The following is an 18,381-nucleotide window of genomic DNA, read 5'->3' as shown; positions in this document are numbered from 1 at the left end:
TCCAGATCCAATGCCCAGGATGAAGCGGCTGAAATCAGACTCGTCGTAAAACTAACATTCCCCGCCATTCGCTTTTACGGGATAAATGCGACGATACCATCAATACCATCCACACCAACAGAGATACTGGCGAAAACTTCAACAAGGCTGATTTCCGCGAAGCCGTCAGGAGGTTGTCAGGCAATATCCGACAGGATTCCCCCTCCGTACGTTTCTCTTTTGGGGTATTGTCATTCGCCCCATTTTCCGTCAACGTTGATCACAGGGGCAATCCCGTTTCGGCCACCGGAGAGAGATGACAATCAAGCAGCGCTTCCTGTCAGTTTCGGCACTGATTTTCGCGGTAGTGTCCTCCGCAGCCGCTCAGACTCTACCTTTGCACCCTGTTGACATCTCATCACGCCCCGTAGTAACGCCACAACCGCTTTTCGATTTCCACGAATCGGAGATCAAGTTCAGCCTGCAGAACCTCATGGATACCCTTCGCGATCGCAGGCACGAAGGATGGGTATTGACAGCCTATCCCGATCCAAAAACAAGCCGGCCGCTGATTGGTGCGGGATTCAGCCTCGACATCGAGGCCGTGGATCACCCCCAGCGCGATCCGCTCAATCCGCACCCGTTCCTGGAACCGTCCTCGGCTCAGCTATGGCAGGCCGCCGGACTGGAACCCACGCGATTGCAACAGATCCTTGACCAATACGACCGCGATCGAACGAAGTGGACCGCGAAGAGGTATCGAAGAAAGATTCTGGCGCGGACAATCAAGCCTGAGGTGACCGAGGAAGAGGCGACAAGCCTGCTGCGCATCTCCGCCATCCAGGCGATCTACAACGCCAGAGCCTACTGTCGTGGCTTCGACCAGATGACAGCTTCGCAGCAGATGGCGTTAAGCCAGATGGTCTTCCAGATGGGCGTCAACATGGAAGAGTTCGTCCTGTTTCTCGACACTCTTAACGCTGACTCTGCCCGGTCCCACTCGGCCATCACCGACCAACCCGCCGACTCATCCAACCCGGACCATTGGAAGACAGTACAACACACTCTGATCGATAGCCAATGGGCAACGCTCTATACGGGCCGCGCTTCAATCGTAATCGCCATGTTTGATCCGGATTACCCCGCAGACCCCGCCGGGGCGCGGCAGCGAGTTGCAGTCTCACTGCGTCCTGCCGTCGTCCACCGGCGCAGGCGCAGCACAGCAGGGCCTTTACGAGCCGCGTCTTATAACAAGCATGTCGCGAGAAAACCGCACAAAGGCGCGCGCAACGTCCCAGCCAGGCGGAAGATCGGCTGATGCCGGTCGCGCTGACAGCGCCCCATTTGCGTGAAATTACCCCTGTCCGGCGCATACTTGAGGTGGAGTTAGGAGCACCGGCACCGCTCCGCAGCGTTCCCGGTTACACTCAGTTTTCCTCTGCTCCACGACTGATTGGCATCCATTCGCGTAAAAGTGCACAAAAACGGCGAAAAACCGCCACAAATTGCACCCTAAACTGCTCGTAAACCGCACATTCAGTTGATGATAAGTCGCAAAAATGGCCCCCCCCCGGGGGGGGGCCATTTTTATTCGCCTTTAGCCTGTCAAGGCAGCCTCTCATCCCATGCCGTAGTATGTGTCTTCCGATCATTCCCTGCAAGGAAACCGGCATTCGCTGCAAAATCCTGGCGCAACATCCCCGTTAGGACAAAACTTATACGATAGGGATCAGGATTCTAGGGATCGGGGATTCGCCGATGGGAACAGATCAAAGCTGGAATAAAAACTGGTGCCAAAGCTCGAGTGGTGAGATCGCATCGCGCCAGACCGTCATGCACCTGGACACCGCGCAGCAAGCAGGGCCCGTCAAGGGGAAGAGGACTGTAGATAGGGCGAAAAGGTTACCCGTTCATCTCAATGGCCACCTCATCACCTTCGCCATTGCGGCACTGCTCGCTTTGGTCACCGCCAACGAGTGTCAATCCATCACGCATCCGGCATCGTTGATCTATGGCGTTGTGCTTTGGGGCTGGTGGGGTGTAATTGCCAGCACGCTATGGAAACTCGGTAAACTGCAGCCGTCCGTGTCGAATTTCACAGTCAAAGCGACCGCAATCCATGTCCCGGTGTCCGCATTGCTCGGAGCAACCCATCTCGCTTTCCTGTGGAGTCTTGGGTTCACCCCTCTCGGGTGGCACAGCGGTCAGACTCCCGCGTCCGTGGCGCACTATCTCTTCAATGTGAACCGTTACGGCATCGAAATCCTGATCTACGGCTTCGTCTTTGGTATCGTAAGTGTCCTTCAAAATCAGGTTCGCGCCCAGCGGGACGCAATGCGGTCCCTCGAACTGGAACGGCAGCTCTCAGCCGCGCAATTGCAAGCGCTGCAGATGCAGTTGGAGCCGCACTTTCTGTTCAACACGCTCAACTCAATCACCGCACTTGTCGAACTTGGCCGGCAAAAGGAAGCCGCGGAGATGCTGACGCATCTGAATGCCATCCTCAAGAACACCCTGAAGAGAACAACACCGGAGAAAGTTCCGTTGTCGCAGGAACTAGAGATTGTCGAGAACTACCTCGCAATTGAGCAAACCCGATTCGCCGACCGGCTGCGCATCGAGATCAAAGTGGAACCAGGCGCGCTCGACGGCCTCGTTCCCTGTTTCCTTCTTCAGCCCATCATGGAAAACGCGATCCGGCACGGCATTGCGAACTGCGAGAGCGACGGCCTGGTCGAAGCCTCCGCCCGACGCGACGGTGATCTGTTGCGGTTATGTGTGCGCGATAGCGGATCGGGAATCAACCAGCGTCCTAAGCCAGGCAGCGGCATCGGCCTGAGCAACACGCGGGAGCGCCTCGCACATTTCTACCGGGATGGCTATGACATGCATGCTTTACCGCTGGACCGGGGCGGCTTTGAAGTTGCGATCACGATTCCCTACGAACGGAATTGAATGAAACTGAAAACACTCATCGCCGACGACGAACCGTTGGCACGGGAACGGTTGAGGTTTCTCCTCGCCGTAGATGAAGAGATCGCGATAGCCGGGGAATGTCGAAACAGCCGAGAGGTGATGGCCGAGCTTAAAGAGAACCACTACGATGTTCTCTTCCTTGATATCCAGATGCCGGGCGGCAGCGGTTTCGAGATCGTTGAGCAGATCGGCGCGGCGCAAATGCCCACTACTGTGTTTGTGACCGCCCACAATCACTATGCAGTCAAAGCCTTCGAAGTAAGTGCTCTCGATTACCTTACGAAACCAGTGGAGCCGGAACGCCTGATGGCAACGCTGGCACGCGTGAAAGAGCGCATCGCCTCACAGGATGCGGTCAAAACGCACGAACAGCTCAAGTCGGTGCTGGCTGCATTGAACAACTCATTGAATAGTGGGCAGCGCGAGTATCCGAAGCGGCTGGTCGTGCCCAGCGGCAGCCGGGATTCCTTCGTCAACGTAGGCGACATCGAATGGGTCGAGGCAGCCGATTACTACTCATGCCTCCATGTGGGCACAAAAAGCCTGATGCTTCGCGAAACCATCAAGCAACTCGCGGATACGCTTGATCCCCGCACCTTCGTGCGCGTCCATCGCTCCGCCATTGTGAACCTTGGCCATGTGCGCGAAGTGCTTCGTGAAGGACGAAATGAGGGCTGGGTTCTCCTCGCGAGCGGCCAACGCCTCAAGATGAGCAAGACAGGCTGGCAGGCCCTGCTGGCCGCAAGCCGCTCCTGACACTTTATGCAGGCAGTGAACCGCCGCATCCGCCGTTCACTGCCTGCATAGCCCTCAACACTCCCTGCAAGGTTTCCACTTTCGCTGCAATCTGCTGGATCGCCTCCGTCCGTTGGCGGAAATTGCTCCTTAGAAGGAGCAATTTTATATGGACATTCGATGGTTCCGGGAAATGCGCGTGCACACGCGTTCGCGATCTGCAGTCATCCTCTTTGGAGTATTTATGTCGCACCTGGCGTTAGCACAGCAGCCATGCGCCAACGGTATCCGGATCGATGGCGCAATCACGGACCCGGCAGGAGCTGTGATTCCCGGCGCCCAGGTGCAATCCACCTCCGGTCAGAAAGCAGTGACCGACGAATCCGGCCGATTCGTTCTTGGATGTCTCCCGGTAACATCGGCCACGATAACAGCCATGGCTGCGGGATTTGCAGAAGGCACGCTACAAGTGCACGCCCGTCCCGGGGAAACCGCTCAGGTCAATCTGCAATTGACGATTGCCTCTACGCGGACCGATGTTCAGGTCAATGCCGGCACGACCAATGTGGACAGCGATAACAGCGCAGGCAGCACCACATTGACTGCGGACGAAGTGCAGAGGCTGCCGGACGACCCCGATGACCTTCTGCGGCAACTTCAGCTTCTGGCTTCCGCCGCTGGCGGTGATCCTTCGTCAGCGGTTGTCACCGTCGACGGCTTTCAAAACACGAGCGCCTTACCGCCGAAAAGCTCGATTGCCTCCGTCCGCATCAACCCCGATCTCTTCTCAGCCCAGTACCAGTGGCCTCCATTCGGCGGCGGCGTCATCGAAATCATAACCAAACCCGGCGCGTATTCGCTGCATGGCGCACTCTTCTTCACCGTTAGCAACGGAGTATTCAACGCAACCGACCCGTTCTCAGCGACCGCAACTCCTGCCGGCAAACAACGATACGGCTTCGAACTGAGCGGCCCGATCGTGCGCCAGAAGAGCGGCTTTACGCTCGCGCTCGAAAAGCGCGATATCGATGAGTTCAACGTCGTCAATGCCACCGCTTTTGATGCAGCGGGAGCTCCAGCATCTCTGCAGCAAACGGTAACTGCGCCGCAGCGTCTTTGGATCGCCTCGGCGCGCGCAGATTGGCAGGCTATGCCAGCCGACATTGCGACGTTGTCCTACTCCGCGAATGTCAACAGTCTTGGCAACCAGGGCGTTGGCGGTCTGGTTCTCGCAGACGCCGGTTATTCCAGCCTCGCGAGTGAGTACGATCTGCGGTTCACCAATACGTACACTCCCAATGCGAATCTGCTGCATGAAACCCGGATCGGATATAGCTGGAAACGAACCGGGGAGACGCCAAACTCAACCGCACCCGCGTTGCAAGTCGCAGGCTTTTTCACCGGCGGCGGTGCGGCAGGCCAGAACCTGAACGATCGCGAGCGCGATCTCGAAGTAGATGATGATGGGATGCTCACGCATGGAAGACATACCTTCAAGTTTGGCGCGCAGTCGCTTGGTTACTTCGTTCACAACTACGATCCGGATACCTTCAACGGCGCGTATGTCTTCGGCGGCGGCAGTGCACCCGCTCTGGATGCGCAAAACCATTCCACTGGCCAGACCACCACGATCACAGGCCTTGAGCAATATCGTCGTGCGCTGCGCAATCTTCCAGGAGGTACGCCCACCACATATCAAGTCACAACCGGCACGCCGTTAGTTCCGTTCCAACAGTGGCAGCTCGGGATATATGCAAATGACAGCGTGAAGCTGTCACCACAACTAACAATGGATGCCGGCTTCCGCTACCAGATACAGACCGCACCGGACAGCTTTGCAAACTTTGCCCCACGCATGGGCTTTGCCTGGGCCTTGAACAAGAAGCAGACGTGGATTATTCACCTTCGCGGCGGCTTCTTTCCTCGCGCTGCAGCGGACCTCAGTGCAGTCTCTCAGGTCTACCGCCTCAACGGTACGCGCCAACAATCGACGATTATCTATGCACCGGATTACAACGACCCGCTCACGCCCACGTCCGGATCCATTCAGGTCAACACAGTGAACCAGTTCCCACGCTCTTTCTCCCAGATGTCCACGTTTCTTGGGTATCTCAACGTGGAGCACGAGTTCCCTCAGCATTGGCACGCAAAGATCAACTTTTTCAGCGGAGAAGATTGGCGCAGCTTGCGCATTCTGAATATCAATGCGCCTATGGTGGCCAGCAGCATCGGATCCGCGCCGAACCCCTCTGCTGCCCTACTCGCGCCGCGGCCCATTGCGCCCAATGAAAACATCCTGCAATATCAGAATTCAGGCCACCTTGCGGGCAATCTCATCTCCTTCAATCTTGACCAGCATGACTACAAGCATCTCGGCCTATCCTTCCGATATGCGCACCAGAACTTCAAGGCCAATGTAGTCGACACGGGCCTGAACAGTCCGCAATCGACGTATTCCACTCAAGGTGAGACAGCCCGCGTGGAATGGTCGAGAAACAACTACTACAGTCTTACGGGAAATCTGATTCTCCCTCTGAAAGTTGAGCTGGACACACAATTCGATGCCGGAGACGGTCCGCATTACAGCATCACTACAGGCACGGACAACAATGGTGACGGCAACTTCAACGACCGTCCCGCATACGCTTCTGCTCCTAGACCCGGCGTTTACAGCACCCGCTTTGGTCTTCTCACCAACAATACAGTCGACGGCGACGTCCCACGCGACATTGGAATCATGCCCGGTCCCATTCATCTCAACCTGAACCTGACCCGAGCCTTCATCCTGAATCCGGCGGACAAAGATCGCCCCCGCACAGTCACATTTAATGCACGCAGTGCCAATATCCTGAACCACACGAACGTGACTGCGGTGAACACCGTCCTTGCATCTTCGAGCATTGGGCAGCCCATCGCAGCCGAAACCGCGCGACGTATCGAAGTTGGAGTACGGTTCTCCTTTTGATCGAAGCGGCTCGGCCAGGCTTGAGCGACTGTCTGTAGTCGAATTGCGTTCGCAATGAAAATGAAGAGAGACTGATCATGCGCCCTGATCTGGAAGGGGAAACCCTAACTAACTGAAAAAATATGGCAGGTGTCGGGATATTCGAACTCCTGACCTCGACCGTGTCAACTGGACGGACCTCGTTGAAGGTGCACACTGGGGACCAGTGCGGTAAAATTCGGCCCAAGCACTCTGCACGGAGCCTCTCACCTCGCGCATCCGGCAGTCTATTGGGGAGGTCACATGCATCTGCGATGGTTGCTCCCAGTTTTCGTGCATCGATCGCTGCTGCTGGTTTTCTGCATTGCGCTGAGCAGTTGCCAGTCGCATAATGCCGATTCCGGACCTTCGATCGAGTTCACTCACCTTCCGCCGGCGGCGGAAGGTGGACGAGAAAGAGTCGACACGATCTCAGGGCGGGTAAGAAACGCTCGACCAAAACAGCAGATTGTTATTTATGCACACGCCGGGTCGTGGTGGGTGCAGCCCTGGCCTGATCATGCCTTCATTCCCATAAAAGCGGACTCGACGTGGAGCACGGAAACCCATCTGGGGTTTGAGTATGCGGCGCTACTCGTGGAGCCGGATTATAGTCCACCGCCCGTGATGGATACAGCTCCGGCCCAAGGCGGCTCCATTGCTCTCGTGACAATCGTGAAGGGCGTTGGCACGCCGCAGCTTAACCCGACCGGATCGCTTAAATTCAGCGGCTATGATTGGCGTGTTCGCATGATTGCAAGTGTCAAGGGAGGCTTGAACAATCTCTACGATCCTGAAAATGCATGGACCGATGCGAGCGGGGCGCTCCACATGCAGATCAAGAAGAAATCGGACAGATGGTCGTGTGCAGAAATATTCTTAAATCGCAGTCTCGGGTACGGCACGTATTCGGTAACAGTACGTGATACTTCTCATTTAGAACCCGCAGCTGTTTTCAGTATGTTCACCTTCGACGAATGGGCTACCGATCAGCACTTTCGCGAGATGGGCGTAGAGGTCGGCGGCAGGCATGACTCTGCGAATAAGAACAATGCCCGAGATGAAATTCAACCGTTGTACATTCCTGGGAACCTGTTCGCTTTTGCGGCACCCTCAGGCACCTTGACGTACGCTCTGCATTGGGAATCTGGACATGCAACTTTCAAGACCTTCCGCGGAAGATCGGCTGATGCCGGAGGGCAACTCGTTTCTGAACATGAGTTCACGTCTGGCATACCAGAACCGGGTAAGGCAATCCTCCGTCTGATATTTTTCGCCGTTGCGAGCGACAAAAATCCTATGCAGAAGCCAAGCGAGGTTGTGGTTGAGAAGTTTGAATACCTTCCGTAAGGACGCTTTTGGAGGGCGCCGGTTTCTCAGGTATGCCATTGCCGGACTCGCGGTTCTCTCGTTCGCTGTTTCGGCGTCTGCGCTCGATCCCGCCCGGACCGTGTCGCAATATCTCCACGACTCGTGGGGAACGGAGGGAGGTTTGCCGGGCGGATCCATAACTGCTATCGCACAGACTTCCGATGGCTATCTTTGGATTGGGACAGATAAAGGTCTTGTTCGTTTCGACGGTTTGAATTTTCACCAGTTCGAGCAAGCCCACCCTGATTCTATGCTGATTGGTCCCGTGCGAACACTCCTGGTCGACCCAAGCGATCACCTCTGGATCTTGTTACAAAACACCATCGTCTTTCGTTATCACAATGGAAACTTCGAGCTTATCCGCGGCTGGTCTGAGAACGGCACAACGGCAATGGCACGCGGAACATCGGGTGCGGTTTTGCTCTCATCATTAGCTGAGGGAACAGTCACATACAGTGACAACCGATTTCGAACCCTGTCGTCCGCAACTCTTCTGGCCGACGCTGCAAGAGCCGCGTACAACGAAGCTCCTGACCAGCGAGCAACTCCCTTCAGTTGGTTTGATCGTTTGGCGGCGCCGTCCTCGCTGGTGATCTCCATGACACAGACTGATGACGGCAAGATTTGGCTTGGCACGGAAGGCCGAGGGCTCTTCCATCTCCAGGAAGGCCGCGTTTCGAGCGTATCGAATGGACGGGATGATACAAAGATTAACTGCGTTCTGCCTCTTCAAAACTCAGAATTGTGGGTCGGAACAGCGAAGGGTGTGCTGCGCTGGAATGGAACAGAGCTTACTTCGGCTGGTGTACCGCCTTCCCTTCGCAATATCGAGGTACTTTCCATGCTTCGCGACCGGGACTCGAACATCTGGGTTGGCACGAGTCGCGGACTGTTTCGGTACAACGCAAACGGGGTTTCTTTCCTGAGTACCACTGGACCGGTAGATGCGCTCTTCGAAGACCGGGAAGGAAGCATATGGTTCGGTAGCGCACACGGCCTCGAGCGACTGCGAGACAGCGCCTTCGTTACGTACTCCCTTCCCAATTTGAAATCGCAGAGTATGGGACCAGTGCACGTTGACTCCGGCGGCCGCACCTGGATTGCGCCCATCCAGGGTGGTTTGCGGTGGCTGAAGGAAGGAAAAAGTGCGGTTGTCACTGCCGATGGGATCGCCAACGATGTCGTCTACTCCATTACCGGCACCGGCAAGGATGATGTCTGGGTGGGACGACAACAGGGTGGACTCACCCATCTGCGCTACTCAGGCAGTTCATTTAGAGCCAAGACCTACACGCAGGCAGACGGCCTCGCACAAAACAGAGTGTACGCGGTCTATCAGAGCCGTGATGGTACCGTCTGGTCCGGTACTCTCAGCAAGGGTGTAAGCGTGCTAAAGAACGGTCATTTCACAAATTACACGACTTCAGATGGGTTAGCGGCGAACACAATATCGTCGATTGCCGAGGGCCCAAACGGAACGATGTGGTTCGGGACCCCGAAGGGCGTCAGTGCCATGTCGCAGAAGGGATGGCGAACCTATACCGGCAACGATGGATTACCCTCCGAGGATGTCAACTGCCTCCTGCATGATTCAACTAGAATCCTGTGGATAGGAACGGCTGGAGGTCTCGCTTACCTCAGAGATGGGCACGTGTATGTACCCCGCGGAGTATCTGAGTCCCTGCGAGCACCAATATTCGGCATTGAAGAAGACAAAAACGGCCGGCTTTGGATCGCGACCTCAGACCACGTTTTGCGCATTCCGCGCGACGAACTGCTGAGCGGTGTTATGAAAGCAGTCGACGTTCGTGAGTATGACCAGTCCGATGGTCTCGAGAGCACTGAAGGAGTGAAGCGGAGCCGATCGGTGGTCTCGGATTCAGCGGGCATGATCTGGCTTTCACTTGGCAGCGGCTTGTCGGTTGTTAATTCATCCCAGATCAATGACGATTCAGTTCCCACGCTACCTCACATCGATGCAATCACCGCCGATGACAACATCGCAAACCTCGCCGCCTTTGTTCAAATTCCTCCATCTCCCAGGCGAATCAGATTTGAGTACACGGGGCTTAGCCTCGTGGAGCCAGGGCGGATCCGCTTTCGATATTTTCTCGAAGGTTTCGACAGTAGCTGGAGCCAGCCGATTGCAGCCCGAGAAGCCATTTACACGAACCTTGGCCCCGGCTCCTATCGATTCCGGCTAATTGCCAGCAACAGCAGGGGGCTGTGGAACGGGCCTGAAACTTCGATCGCTTTGAACGTCGCCCCGGCCTACTATCAAACTTACTGGTTCCGCTTGTTGTGCGTGGCTGCGTTTCTGGCGGTCCTTTGGGGGCTGCATCAGCTCCGAGTGCAACAATTGCGGCGGGAGGAAGGAAAACTTCGCGAAGCCATTGAGACTATTCCGGCGATGGCCTGGATCATTGGACGCGATGGGGCCGTTCAATTTCGGAATCGACGCTGGATTGAATATACCGGCCTGTCGCAGTTGGGAAAGGCGGAGGGAGTCGAGAAATCTGCTACTCATCCCGAAGATCGGGACCGAATTGTACGACGTTGGGGCGCGAGCCTTGCCAGTGGCGAGCCGTTCGAGGAAGAGATGCGCATACGCCGCACCGACGGGGAGTTTCGGTGGTTTTTGTGCCGTTCCGTGCCGCTGCGGGACAAGCGAGCAAAGGTCGTGAAATGGTATGGCGTGGCGACCGACATTCAAGATCACAAGCGTGCGGAACAGCTGCAGGCAGAATTTGCACACACCAATCGGGTCAGCACGATGGGAGAACTGGTCGCCTCCATCTCGCATGAACTCGCACAGCCAATCACGGTCACAACCGCCAACGCCAAGGCATCTTTGCGTTGGCTTCAGCGCGACCCGCCCGATCTGACGGAAGTACGCAAAGGGACCGAAAGGATCATCGAAGCGGGCGTCCTTGCCTCGGAGATTATTGACCGTTTGCGATCGTTGTACAAAAAGTCCTTTCCCAGACGAGAGTTGGTCGCGATAAACGACGTCATCGGCGAAATGGTCCTGCTGTTGCGGAGCGAAGCCAACGAGTACGCCGTTTCGATTCGTACGGACCTTGCCACCGATCTTCCCAAAATCACGGCGGACCGGGTGCAACTGCAGCAGGTATTGATGAACCTCATGCTCAACGGTATCGAAGCGATGAAGGAGACCGGCGGAGTGCTCACGGTCAAAACGGGACCTGGCGAGGGCGGTCAGGTGCTGATCTCAGTCAGTGACACCGGCGTAGGATTGCCGGCCGGAAAAGCGGACGAGATCTTCAATGCCTTCTTCACCACTAAACCTCAAGGCAGCGGCATGGGGTTGGCGATCAGTCGTTCCATCGTGGAATCGCATGGTGGCCGTTTGTGGGCCACATCCAACAGCGGACGAGGCGCAACCTTTCATTTCACTCTGCCAACCGCAGTCGTGAAAGGGCCTGCGACAATCTGATTCTGAGTTGCACGCAGCCGGAATGAAATATTCCAGCAGAAGAACAGTGCGATCGTAGCAAGCCGTCCGAATTCGATAAATTACATGCTCCTTGTAGACGAATCCGCGCCTACCCAGTTTTTCAAGGCCGCACGGTCTATACCAGAAATATGTAATAGCGACGACTTGAGCTGGACTCATACGATAGAATCCGTGTCGGTTCCGCTTAAGTCGCTATGTTCTCCAAGATAGTCGCCGCCTTGAATGATTTGCCTGAATCGCAGCGTGCGCTTCGCGCGGCGATTGACCTCGCACGGGGCTGCAATGCCGAGCTCGCAACGGTGTCCCACCTGGGAGATCTTCCCGCCTATGCCTCATTCGCCATCGTTGTCGATCCAAGCGCCCCCAGCGCAATGAAGGACGGCCGACGCCGAGTCCACGGTGAATTGCATGAAAAGGCGTCACTCTTAGCGCAGGAGCATGAAGTTCACGCAACAGGCTCGATCGTAGAAGGTCAAGAGGTAGAGGCCATACTTCACTATCTCAGGGCGGAAAGTGCAGATCTGCTCGTCATTGGTCTCCATCGGCACGACTTCTATTTATCCCGTCCTTGGAGTTTCGTATATGACCTCGCACAAGAAGCTCCCTGCGGCGTGCTCGGTGTGCATTGAGCGCATTGGTCAAGAGCAGCGGCGTATTATTTCAGTCGAAATTGATTTAGGCTCGGAGGCTTTACGGCATGAGTAAAAAATCGTGGATCATACCGCTGATCGTCTTGCTGGCTGCTGCGGGTCTTCTCTTCGGCATTGCGGGTCACTGGACTGGTTGGCAAGGAAACCGTCCTGATCAGGTGACGGATGACGCCTACCTGAGGGCTGACATGACGCCTCTGAGCACGCGAATCTCCGGAACAGTCCGCAAGGTGAACGTTAGTGACTATCAGAGCGTCAAAGCGGGCCAGGCTGTTATCGAGCTTGACGACGACGACTATCGAGCGGCCCTAAATCAGGCCCAGGCCGCACTAGCCGCATCTGAAGCCTCCCTCGCAGACAATCAGGCGGCGAAGAGAATACAGGACGCTCAAATCGAAGCGGCGAAGGCAGGGATTGTACAGGCTGAAGCCGCCATCGACGCCGCCAAAGCTGCCATTGCCTCGGCAACCCCCGAACTTGATCGCGCTTTGACAGAGTTGCAGCGTCAACAGGCTCTGTTCGACTCAAAGGCGGCAACTCACCAGCAGTTGGAAATTGCCACCGCACAGAAGGGCCAGCTCAGCGGCGTGGTTGAGTCGCGTAAAGCGGATCTCGCGCGCGCCGAGGGAGCCCTGGTTGCCAGCCAAAGTCAACTTGAGACTGCGAAGCGCCAACGGGAGGCGCTGAATATAAAAGATGATGTTTACAAGGCTGATATAGCGGCGAAGAAGGCTGCCATTGTCGTCGCCCAGGTGAATCTGGCCTACACGCAAATCGCTGCACCGACCGATGGGACGGTCGGGGAGCGCCGCGCACTCGTCGGCCAATTGGTCGCTCCCGGAACGCAGGTGATCGATCTGGTTCAAAACGAGGTCTGGGTGCAGGCGAATTTCAAAGAAACTCAACTGACTAATATGCGAGTTGGCGACACGGCGGATGTCCGTATCGATACTTTTCCAGGTCGAGTGTTTCACGGCAAGGTTGAGCAGTTGTCTCCCGCCAGCGGCTCTCAGTTCGCCCTGTTGCCGCCGGATAATGCGACTGGCAACTTCACCAAGGTGGTTCAGCGCGTGCCCGTAAAGGTCGTCTTCTTCTCGGGGCAACCTTATCTGGACCAGTTGCGGCCGGGGTTCTCGGCAGTTGTGACCGTTCATACCGGAAAGGCTGGAGGACGATTGGACGGTGGCCAATGACAGATCCTGATACTAACGCCCAAGACACACACCCGGTAGTCACAACACATCCACTGCTTGGCGTCGCTGGCGTGCTCCTCGGTGCACTCATCGCGACATGCACGGGGCGACTAATGAGCGTAGGTCTGGCTGACATACGAGGCGCATTGCATCTCGGGGTTGATGAGGCGTCTTGGATTAATACCTCGTTCAACGCGTCCATGATGTTTATCGGTCCTTTTTCTGTATATCTGGGGGGCCTCCTCGGTCCCAGACGAGTACTTTTGGCTTGTGCATGGATATTCACCGCAGTAAGTTTTTTGATCCCTCTTTGCCATTCACTCGAAGTGGTCATCGCTCTGCTTATCATCGCTGGCCTTAGCGCGGGTACGTTCTATCCATTAACGTTATCTTTCGTGCTCAGGAACCTGCCGATACGCTTTGTGTTGATGGGGATAGCGATGTATGCGACGGACATCATCTTTACGACAGATATGGCGCAGGCATGGGAATCATTCTTCATCGAACATCTCTCCTGGCGTTGGATATTCTGGAACGGCACCGTCCTGACTCCAATCATGATTGTCCTGGTTTACTTTGGTATTCCCTGGCAGCCGCTTCCAAAACCGCAGCCGGGGCATCCCACTCCGAATTGGAGGGGCTTCCTGTATGCGAGCCTCGGGGCTGCGCTTCTCTATACGGCGTTCGACCAGGGGCAACGACTGGATTGGTTTCATTCGTCGCTCATCATAGGATTGGTGGCCGCAGGAGTCATGCTGATACTAACAGCGATAGTTCGGCATTTCCTGTTGCCCAATCCTCTGATCAATTTTCGGTTCCTGATGCGCAGGAACACGCTGTTGCTGGCTCCGATCCTTATCAGTTTCCGCTTCATCATGCTTGCTACAGTTGTAAGCATTCCCAGCTTTCTTGGCTCGGTCCGAGGATTCCGTCCTTTGCAAGAAGCCACCGTCCTGGCTTGGGTGGCGCTTCCGCAATTCGTGCTCGGCGTAGCTGCAATGGCTCTGATGCGGAGAATTGATCCCCGGCTAATCCTTACAGCCGGATTCAGCCTGGTAGGGGTCGCATGTTTGCTCGATGCGCGTATCACCGCGGTGTGGGCAGGGCCCGACTTTGGAATCTCCGAGGCAGTAATGGCCATTGGGCTGGCGTTAGCTTTCAACTCGATGGTTGGCGCTATCGTGCTCGAACTTTTTGACACCGGTGCGTTGCAACGGCCCGTTGACGTGTTGACCTTTGCAGGCTTCTTCCAGGTTACCCGTTTGTTTGGGGGCGAGATGGGGTCAACATTTATGGGGCACTTCATCGCTGTTCGAGAACAGTTCCACTCGAACATGCTTGGGTTGAATGTCCAGCTTGGAAATGGCCCCACGGATTACAGGCTCCTCGGCCTTCAACACGCATTCGCTCCATACTCAACTGGCCTCACCGCAGCGGGCCGCGCCGCGGAGGTACTGGGGCTGCAGGTTCGCCAGCAAGCCTTTACGCTGGCAATCTCCGACAGCTTTCTGCTCCTGGCTACGTGCTGCGTAGCTTGCCTCGCCGTGGTTGCCTTCATGTCCACAGTGCCAACCCAGTATCGACAAGTCACTGCTGCACCAGTGGACGCCAAATGAGAAGCAAACTCCACGAAAGGGGACAGATTATGAAGGCAGGCTCTGCAGTACGCCGAGAGCTACGCGCAGCAGCCAGGCTGTGCTTACCCCTGGTACTCCTAGGTTCGACATTCGTCACAAATTCTGTAGCGCAACAACCCTCTGCGAATCCGATGCAATTAACGCTCGAGCAAGCGATCAATCTTGCTCTAAAGCAAAATCATTCTATTCACCTCCGCAGTCTCTCAGTCGAGCAGACGCAGAGTAAGAAAGACGAAGCGAGGTCCGACTATCTGCCTCAAATCAAAGCGAGCGGCAGTGTTCTTCATATCACAGAGCTGGCAGGCATTGAGATTCCAAAAGGCGCGTTTGGAAACTATCCGGCGACAGGGCCGGTACCGGCAAAGCCGCTCGTTGTCGATCAAGGAAGTGACACTGGATACACCGGGGCCGCGGGCTTAGAGCAGCCTCTTACTCAGTTGTTTCGCATCCACCAGGCGAACGTTGCTGCAAAACAAGATTTGCTCATCGCCAAGACACAACTCGATCAAACCCAGGATTCTATTGCACTGCAAGTCCGCCAGCTCTACTACAACATATTGATCAACCAACAAAAGTTGAAGGCATCCCAGGACCAATTAGCCGCAGCCCAGATCAAGGATGAGGAGAGCCGAAACGATGTAGCGAGGGGCAACGCTCTTGAAATATCGGCTCTTCAGAGCAAGGCAGCCATACTGCAAGTGCAGCAGGAGAGCCTGACTTTACGTCTGCAAGGAAACGATTTGCAGCGTCAACTTGCAGATGTTCTTGGACTCCCGGTTGAGACACCAATTGATCTCGATCCCGGAGCGGCTGCGGTTGCGCTCGACATTCCATCGCGGACTGACGCAATACGGATCGCATTGGATCAGAACCAGGACCTCAAAGCGGCTCGACAAACTCTTACTAAAGCCCAAGCGGGCCTGACGGCAGCCAAGGATGCTTACATACCCGATGTGACAGCTCTCTCCCGGTACAGCTATCAGAGCGGTGTGCCATTTCTCGTCCATAATTTCGGAACATTCGGGTTTTCACTGGGCTACGATCTCTTCGACGGCGGGCGACGCGAAGCCAAAGTCCGGGAAGCCCGGAGTGAAGTCCACTCTGCGGAAGTTACAGTGGACAAGCTGCAATCTGAGATTGAAGTTCAGGTGCAAGGCATTTATGACAGAGTCGACGAACTCAGGCAGATGGTTGATGTTGCTGGACAGGTTTTGAAGGTCCGAACAGAAGCGGCCAGGCTTGCCGATCGACAGTTTGAGCAGACTGCGGCGCTCGACTCCGCCCGCAGTCAGAGCCATGCTGACCTGGCAAGCGCAACCGCATCCTTGCTGGAAGCTAACTGTGGCCTCTCATTGGCGGAGGCTGACTTGAAGAGGACGATCGGCCAGATGCCTCAGTAGAGGGGATTTCATACGAAAGACGGTTCCCACGCAAAGGCAGGTTGAATTCCATGGATAGTACTATGACCAGTGTTTTGGCGGCGCTCAGCGGTTCTGTTATCGGCGCTACAACTCCGGTCCTCAGCAATTTCGTTCTCCAACGAAGCGTGATGCAGCGAGAGCTGACTAATCGAGAAATCGCGCAACGCGAAGAACTCTACTCAGAGTTCATACGACAGGGAACATCATGTTATGCCAAGGCGCTTTCGCAGAGCCTGGACAATCTCGATGAGATCGTGGCGATGTACGCGCTGGTGAACCGGATCAGGCTCTTCGCCTCCTCCAGCGTGCTCGAGGCGGCAGAAGCGTTTGTAAAGAAGCTCGTCGAAAGGTTCGGCGAGAAGAACATGAGCCTCGACCAGATGAAATCGGCCGCTCTGGAGCAACACGCAGATCCTCTCAACGATTTCGCGCTGAAGTGCAGATCTGAACTTCGCGCGGTCTACACGCGAGCTAATTGGAGAGGCGAGTAGCGCGAGATATTCAGTTCGGGAGCGGTTTCTTGCAAACTTCCTTTTGCTAGCTTGGCTAGAGTCGCGAAACAATCGGCTTCTATCTTCCGCATGATATGTCCGCGAAGGATCTGCGCGATATAGCGCCGTTCCGTCCCATTGTTCCTGTGAATGTTATACCTCGCCGGTCGTTCCTGGAAGCGGAAGTCGGCTGCGAATGCGACCGCATTATTGACCCTGATGTTAGTGCCCTGCGCCAAAGTAGCTCCCACATGACCGGTCCCAACATCGAAGGTCCATTTGGAATTCGGATATCGAGATACTCTCACTGCGTAGATGACGTCTGTTGGGAAATGAGCAGCCGCTACATATTTGATGTGGCGTGGGTACCGCGAACACCGGCACTGCAGAAACGCGAACTTCTCCCCAGAGGTAAACAACTCCGTTGCCACACCGTAGACATCCCCGTCGGTCGCGTTCGTGTGTTGAACCGACTGTACCGCGAAGGGATCATTCGTTCGCAAGACCCCGCCGACTGAGACTGCAGATACGTATTTGAGCTTGCGAGCACCCGCCGCAGCCCTCGGAACAAGGAGCATGGATGACTGTCACTCGATAGGGTTACCAGAAACATGTAATGTTCTGGGCGCAGATTCGGCAGTAGGATCGCCTTGTACGGAAAGAACGATGAGGCCAAATGGACGGTCACCTTGAACCGAGCGTGATCTGCGGCTTAGTGAAAGCGAGAGTGCTCAGGTAGAGCAAGGAAATGCATAGTCAGACCGACATTACCGTTTGAAGAGCATGTTCGTCCGACCTCGATCCCAGAGCGACACTCAAAAGATTGTGGCTTCCTTGAAACGCTAGTCATCGCGAAATGAAACCGAAGGACCCGGACCACGATGTGGGCATACGGAGGAACTAATGTGATGAAGGTCCATTGGTTCAGCAAGACAATAAGCGACAGATGTGAATACGCCAGCAAAGAAGAGTTTGTCAGGATATTCGAGTGCGAACGGGTAGGTTTGCAAAGACTGGCCCTGTTGCTCACTGCGAACTCGGAAGCCGCAAAGCGATGCTTGATTCGTGCCTTTCGAGAATGCATGGCAAGTAGTTCAGTTTCCAAGGAATGGGTCCTCAGTTGGACACGTCGCATGGTTATTCGCAATGCCATCCGCCACGTCATGTGCTCCGGAGGTGAGCAGTTCATCAATACGAACGACGAAGCGGACAACGGATTAATCGCATTCTCCCAAGATGACTCGCTAGGTGCAATTGCAGAGTCTGAAGCGATTCTCGACCTTCCGGAGTTGGATCGGTTTGTTTTCGTTATTTGTGTTCTCGAACGCTATTCGATATGTGACTGCGCATTGCTGCTAGGTAGGCCACCTCGAGACATAAACAAGGCGCGACAGCGGGTCAACAATCAAGTAAGCCAAATCGATGAACTCAGCAATATTTCACAACGTTTCGCGATGCGTTAACCCG

The 18,381-nt window shown here is 55.5% G+C and carries 12 protein-coding genes; all 12 read left to right on the top strand.

The annotated features are described in order from the left end of the window. Window positions 1–295 precede the first annotated feature (295 nt). The 12 genes from OHL23_RS09475 (at window position 296) to OHL23_RS09420 (ending at window position 18,377) form a co-directional block, all read left to right on the top strand. Window positions 296–1,297: a hypothetical protein gene (locus OHL23_RS09475; protein WP_263351535.1), complete on the top strand. Its 1,002-nt coding sequence runs from the start codon at window positions 296–298 to the stop codon at window positions 1,295–1,297. Between the two features lie 440 nt (window positions 1,298–1,737). Next, window positions 1,738–2,934, top strand: coding sequence for a sensor histidine kinase (locus tag OHL23_RS09470; protein WP_263351534.1), 1,197 nt, complete (start codon window positions 1,738–1,740; stop codon window positions 2,932–2,934). Next, a complete protein-coding gene (locus OHL23_RS09465) occupies window positions 2,935–3,711 on the top strand; it encodes a LytR/AlgR family response regulator transcription factor (RefSeq protein WP_263351533.1) in 777 nt (258 codons plus the stop codon). Window positions 3,712–3,859: 148 nt separating this feature from the next. Beyond that, window positions 3,860–6,655 (top strand): TonB-dependent receptor, encoded by a 2,796-nt coding sequence (locus tag OHL23_RS09460; RefSeq protein WP_263351532.1) that lies wholly within the window; start codon window positions 3,860–3,862, stop codon window positions 6,653–6,655. 684 nt (window positions 6,656–7,339) lie between these two features. Continuing rightward, on the top strand, window positions 7,340–8,023 hold the full coding sequence (locus OHL23_RS09455; protein WP_263351531.1) for a LamG domain-containing protein: 684 nt from the start codon (window positions 7,340–7,342) through the stop codon (window positions 8,021–8,023). Then, entirely contained in the window at window positions 8,007–11,501 is a 3,495-nt protein-coding gene (locus OHL23_RS09450; protein ID WP_263351530.1) for a two-component regulator propeller domain-containing protein, read from the top strand. The genes OHL23_RS09455 and OHL23_RS09450 overlap by 17 nt, the downstream gene beginning before the upstream one ends. A gap of 215 nt (window positions 11,502–11,716) precedes the next feature. Continuing rightward, the gene (locus OHL23_RS09445; RefSeq protein ID WP_263351529.1) at window positions 11,717–12,151 is read left to right on the top strand and encodes a universal stress protein; all 435 of its coding nucleotides are present in this window, start codon (window positions 11,717–11,719) and stop codon (window positions 12,149–12,151) included. A 68-nt stretch (window positions 12,152–12,219) separates the two neighbouring features. Further along, window positions 12,220–13,365 (top strand): HlyD family secretion protein, encoded by a 1,146-nt coding sequence (locus OHL23_RS09440; RefSeq protein WP_263351528.1) that lies wholly within the window; start codon window positions 12,220–12,222, stop codon window positions 13,363–13,365. After that, a complete protein-coding gene (locus tag OHL23_RS09435) occupies window positions 13,362–14,981 on the top strand; it encodes an MFS transporter (RefSeq protein ID WP_263351527.1) in 1,620 nt (539 codons plus the stop codon). The genes OHL23_RS09440 and OHL23_RS09435 overlap by 4 nt, the downstream gene beginning before the upstream one ends. Window positions 14,982–15,133: 152 nt before the next feature. Then, window positions 15,134–16,402 (top strand): TolC family protein, encoded by a 1,269-nt coding sequence (locus tag OHL23_RS09430; protein ID WP_263351526.1) that lies wholly within the window; start codon window positions 15,134–15,136, stop codon window positions 16,400–16,402. Between the two features lie 62 nt (window positions 16,403–16,464). Further along, complete coding sequence (locus OHL23_RS09425) at window positions 16,465–16,914, top strand: hypothetical protein (RefSeq protein ID WP_263351525.1); 450 nt, start codon at window positions 16,465–16,467, stop codon at window positions 16,912–16,914. Window positions 16,915–17,819: 905 nt separating this feature from the next. Beyond that, entirely contained in the window at window positions 17,820–18,377 is a 558-nt protein-coding gene (locus OHL23_RS09420; protein ID WP_263351524.1) for an RNA polymerase sigma factor, read from the top strand. Window positions 18,378–18,381 lie beyond the last annotated feature (4 nt).

It is taken from the genome of Acidicapsa acidisoli, assembly GCF_025685625.1.
In the GTDB taxonomy this organism is placed as follows: domain Bacteria; phylum Acidobacteriota; class Terriglobia; order Terriglobales; family Acidobacteriaceae; genus Acidicapsa; species Acidicapsa acidisoli.
This window is presented reverse-complemented; position numbering and strand designations above follow the sequence as displayed.

Excerpts from the sequence above, each read along its gene's own strand:
- OHL23_RS09470 (WP_263351534.1), top strand. The coding sequence starts at position 1,738 with ATGGGAACAGATCAAAGCTGGAATAAAAACTGGTGCCAAAGCTCGAGT.
- OHL23_RS09460 (WP_263351532.1), top strand. The coding sequence starts at position 3,860 with ATGGACATTCGATGGTTCCGGGAAATGCGCGTGCACACGCGTTCGCGA.
- OHL23_RS09445 (WP_263351529.1), top strand. The coding sequence starts at position 11,717 with ATGTTCTCCAAGATAGTCGCCGCCTTGAATGATTTGCCTGAATCGCAG.
- OHL23_RS09465 (WP_263351533.1), top strand. The coding sequence starts at position 2,935 with ATGAAACTGAAAACACTCATCGCCGACGACGAACCGTTGGCACGGGAA.
- OHL23_RS09430 (WP_263351526.1), top strand. The coding sequence starts at position 15,134 with ATGCAATTAACGCTCGAGCAAGCGATCAATCTTGCTCTAAAGCAAAAT.
- OHL23_RS09425 (WP_263351525.1), top strand. The coding sequence starts at position 16,465 with ATGACCAGTGTTTTGGCGGCGCTCAGCGGTTCTGTTATCGGCGCTACA.
- OHL23_RS09440 (WP_263351528.1), top strand. The coding sequence starts at position 12,220 with ATGAGTAAAAAATCGTGGATCATACCGCTGATCGTCTTGCTGGCTGCT.
- OHL23_RS09475 (WP_263351535.1), top strand. The coding sequence starts at position 296 with ATGACAATCAAGCAGCGCTTCCTGTCAGTTTCGGCACTGATTTTCGCG.
- OHL23_RS09435 (WP_263351527.1), top strand. The coding sequence starts at position 13,362 with ATGACAGATCCTGATACTAACGCCCAAGACACACACCCGGTAGTCACA.